6 protein-coding genes are annotated in these 3,571 nt (G+C 58.2%); all 6 read left to right on the top strand.

Annotation, left to right across the window (positions count from 1 at the left end):
- Positions 1-173: 173 nt before the first annotated feature.
- Positions 174-638, top strand: coding sequence for a hypothetical protein (locus JZ00_RS29570; RefSeq protein ID WP_039594726.1), 465 nt, complete (start codon positions 174-176; stop codon positions 636-638).
- The gene (locus JZ00_RS29565) at positions 619-1,971 is read left to right on the top strand and encodes an ISL3 family transposase (protein WP_039594725.1); all 1,353 of its coding nucleotides are present in this window, start codon (positions 619-621) and stop codon (positions 1,969-1,971) included. Before JZ00_RS29570 ends, JZ00_RS29565 begins: the two co-directional genes overlap by 20 nt.
- 100 nt (positions 1,972-2,071) lie before the next feature.
- On the top strand, positions 2,072-2,341 hold the full coding sequence (locus JZ00_RS29560) for a hypothetical protein (RefSeq protein ID WP_039594724.1): 270 nt from the start codon (positions 2,072-2,074) through the stop codon (positions 2,339-2,341).
- Positions 2,338-2,652 (top strand): hypothetical protein, encoded by a 315-nt coding sequence (locus JZ00_RS29555; RefSeq protein ID WP_039594723.1) that lies wholly within the window; start codon positions 2,338-2,340, stop codon positions 2,650-2,652. The genes JZ00_RS29560 and JZ00_RS29555 overlap by 4 nt, the downstream gene beginning before the upstream one ends.
- Positions 2,653-2,733: 81 nt before the next feature.
- Positions 2,734-2,982, top strand: coding sequence for a hypothetical protein (locus JZ00_RS29550; RefSeq protein ID WP_039594722.1), 249 nt, complete (start codon positions 2,734-2,736; stop codon positions 2,980-2,982).
- A 76-nt stretch (positions 2,983-3,058) separates the two neighbouring features.
- Positions 3,059-3,571, top strand: a 513-nt coding sequence (locus JZ00_RS29545; protein WP_039594721.1) for a hypothetical protein, incomplete at its 3' end; no start/stop codon positions are given.

Genomic DNA, 3,571 nt, shown 5'->3' with positions numbered 1-3,571 from the left:
TCACATACGGAGGCGTTTGTGGAGCCAACCGAAAGCCCGGTCTAGATCGGGCTTTTTTAGGGTTATCGGGTTTTCGTGTTGTTGCAGGCAAAGCGCAGCCTTAAATCATATTGGTATTAGCTTCGGCTTTGCGTGTTGTTATAATGAGGTTTCCAGGCTCATTGGAGAACGAAATGGAACAGCTGAGAAAATGCGAACAGGGTCAAACCGCTCATGATAATGCCGTACAGAAGCACCCAGCCGAGAGCGAGCTTGAGGCGGCCGGACTCGGCTATCCGTTGTCGAAGGAGCAAGCTGTGCTGTTCTGGCATCAGGGCTTTCATCCAGATCAGCAGAGACCGGTGGCGCACCGCCTCATCAATGCCGAGGGCGAAGTGATGACCGACTGGCATGATGGTCCGCCGCCGGACCACTTCATAGATCTGTGTGGCGTTGCAATGGCTGGCACTCGCGTGGAGTTGGCCTATGCCACATTACCGCCTGCTAGGGACGAATTGATCATCGCGGCCGAGGCAATAGAGCGCGTCGTTCACTATGTGGTGAGCAAAGCTGACCAGGACGTGCTGCGGCTAATTGCTCAGGAGAAGCGTAGGGAAGCCCTGGCAGACAAGATCGGCCATGGGCAAGCCAGTGGCTGAATCGCTCTCGCTGCTGCATCCACTGAAAATTGAGATCGTGGAATTCCTGGAGGATGAACACGATCTGCAATTCAAGGTTGAGTTTCCGGCTCCAGAGTTCTGCACCGCCTGTGGCGCTATTGGCCAGTCGATCCGCTTTTCTAAGAAGCTGACCAAGTACGTTGACCTGCCAATCAGGGGCAAGCGCACGGTGCTCTGGGGTATGCGTCGGCGCTACAAGTGCAAGACCTGTGGCAAGGTCTTCTCGCCGGCCCTGCTGGACTTCGACGAGAAGCACCGCATGACGAAGCGCTGCCATGCCTACGTAATCAAGCACGCCATGACCAGCACGAACTCAGCGGTAGCCCGCGATCTTGGCGTTGATGAGTCGGTGGTGCGCCGGGCTTTGCGCGACTACTGCGCCGAGCAGGAGGCGGGCTACAGGCCAATGCTTCCGCGTGTTCTTGGGATTGACGAACTGCTTGTTGGTGGCGAGTACCGGTGCGTCCTGATCAACCTGGAAGAAAGGACGATCATCGACGTTCTGCCCAACCGCAAGAAGATCGTGATCCACAACTACATCTCCAATATGCGCGGCCGTGACAGGGTCCAGATCGTTTGCCAGGACATGTTCCACCCATACAAAGACGTGTCGCTAGAGCTGTTCCCTAACGCCACAGTCATCGTCGATAAGTTCCACGTTGTCCGGTACGCCAACGATGCGATGGACCAGATACGAAAGAGGGTCAAGCGAGGCCTCACTGTTCCGCAAAAGCGCACCCTGAAAGGCGACCGCAAGCTAATGCTGATGCGCCGACGTGACCTGGATGTTTGGGCGCACCTTAAGATCAAGACGTGGTTCGATCAGTTCCCCGAGCTAGGCACCGCCTACAACCTCAAGGAGGGCTTTTACAACATCTGGAATAGCAAGACCCATCATGCAGCCAGGCAAGCCTATGACGAGTGGCGGCGGCGTATCCCTGTAGAGCAGGAGAAGGACTGGAGAGTCGTCACAACCATGATGACCAACTGGGGCGAGTACATTTTCAACTACTTCAAGTTCATCCCCCAGCGGTACACAAACGCGCTAACCGAGTCGATCAACCGCTACCTACGGGATGTGAACCGTAACGCGCGCGGGCTGAGCTTCGAGATGTTCCGCGCCAAGATCATGTTCACCCTGGAGCACAAAGTGAAGCCGCCTGAGACCAAGCGGCTAGCGCCGTTCCTGGCCAGGGAAATCATGGCGGTCGAGCCAATCGAGGACGAGCTGGTGGATTACGGCGTTCCGATTTTCAGCATCTTGCAGCTGTACTCAGAACCAGAAACGGGAGCTTTCCAAGAGGAAGGCTAACAACACAACCAACCACCTCACCTAGGGGTATTCAGAAAGGGCCTAACAACACTCTTTCCCGAATACCCCTTTTTTATGCGTGCACACCGAGGGTCCAGCCATGCATCCATCATTTCAAGAGCGCATCGACGAACTCGGTGTGCTGCTCCAGAAAACCCATGCGGCGCGCATCGAGTTCTTCGAACGAGTCGACCAGGCCATGCCACCAAAGAAGGTTCGTTTTCAGGTGAAGGCTGTCGGGGAGGCGTATCACATCGTCGACCTTACCAGCGGCAAGACCAAGGCGTTTCGGTGGACTTACAAGGCTGCAATGGATATCGCCATGCAGTTCGAAGAGAAGGCCAACCGGCCGGCGGGAGGTGTCCAGTGATCGGCGTGCCAATGCCCAACCCGCGGGACGCGATCATCGAGGACCTGAACCAGAAGCTGGACCAGTTCTTCGGTGCCGGGAACAAAGTCGAGCTGATCGACAGCGGTGTCAGCGGCGACTGTGGCGGCCCAATCAAGAGCACCCGCAGCGAGAAGCTGCGTGCTGCACGCGACAAGGATGCGCCGCAGTTGCAGGCCCTGGCCAAGGCCGGCAATACCATCGGCGAGGCCGCCAAGGAAATGGACATGGACCTGAAGCGCGCCAAGCTGATCGCCCGAGAAAATGGGATCAAGTTCCCAGGGCCACGATGAGGCGGATCAACAACCAGGTGCGCCAGCGCCGAAGGCAAGCATGGCTGGACCTGCCAGCCAGCGGAATCGAAGGAGTAGCCCATGGCGAAGAGCGCAACCGAACGCAAGCGGGAACAGCGCGAGCGGGACAAGCTGAGCGCAAAGGAAAGGGAGGCCGCCCTGCTGTCACGACAGATCGTCACGAAGCTCTATCACAACGATGACGCGGCACTGAAACGAGTCATGGCCAGGTGCGGTATCGATGAAGAGCAGGATCTGATTTCCCGATTCATTCGCGGCGCCGACCGCATGACCGACGAGCAGCTGGAAGAACATATTCGCCTTTCGTGACTCGTCATCGTGACACACCCCTACCCCACGCTGCGCATCCGGTCCACGGAGGGCGGCGCCATCCTGAGGAATATCCATGAAGCCCGAAATGATTACCCTGAAGCACGGCGACGCCACGATCAAGATGCCGGCGGCGTCCCTTGCCAAGATTGCTCTCGCGAGCACGTTTGCCATCGTGTTCCCGCAGGCTGCGAATGTCGCTCCGGTGGCGCCCACCACCATCCCTGCCTTGGGTGAATACTGGCCCGGCCAGGGCGGCATCAACGGTGGCCTGGTTGCTGCCCGGGGCGATGTACCGGCGCACTACCTGATCTTCGCTGCAAAGGACGCTGGGAGCTTTGAATGGGGCGGTCGCGGCATTGAAGTGAATGGTCTCAGCAAGACCGACGGCTACACCAACACCCAGGTTCTGATCGGTAAGGACGACGAGCGCAAGTATCCCGCCGCCGACGCGTGCGCCGAGTACCAGGCTGATGGTCACCGTGACTTCTACCTGCCTGCCGCCTCCGAGCTGTACCAGGGCTGGCTGAACTGCCCTGAGGTGTTCGCCCAGGACACCTACTACTGGTCGAGTTCGCAGCGCTCCGCC

Source organism: Pseudomonas frederiksbergensis (assembly GCF_000802155.2).
GTDB lineage: Bacteria > Pseudomonadota > Gammaproteobacteria > Pseudomonadales > Pseudomonadaceae > Aquipseudomonas > Aquipseudomonas frederiksbergensis_A.
This window is presented reverse-complemented; position numbering and strand designations above follow the sequence as displayed.

What these genes read in the sequence shown, in the direction of transcription:
- JZ00_RS29565 (WP_039594725.1), top strand. Translation starts at nt 619, where the DNA reads ATGGGCAAGCCAGTGGCTGAATCGCTCTCGCTGCTGCATCCACTGAAA.
- JZ00_RS29550 (WP_039594722.1), top strand. Translation starts at nt 2,734, where the DNA reads ATGGCGAAGAGCGCAACCGAACGCAAGCGGGAACAGCGCGAGCGGGAC.
- JZ00_RS29570 (WP_039594726.1), top strand. Translation starts at nt 174, where the DNA reads ATGGAACAGCTGAGAAAATGCGAACAGGGTCAAACCGCTCATGATAAT.
- JZ00_RS29560 (WP_039594724.1), top strand. Translation starts at nt 2,072, where the DNA reads ATGCATCCATCATTTCAAGAGCGCATCGACGAACTCGGTGTGCTGCTC.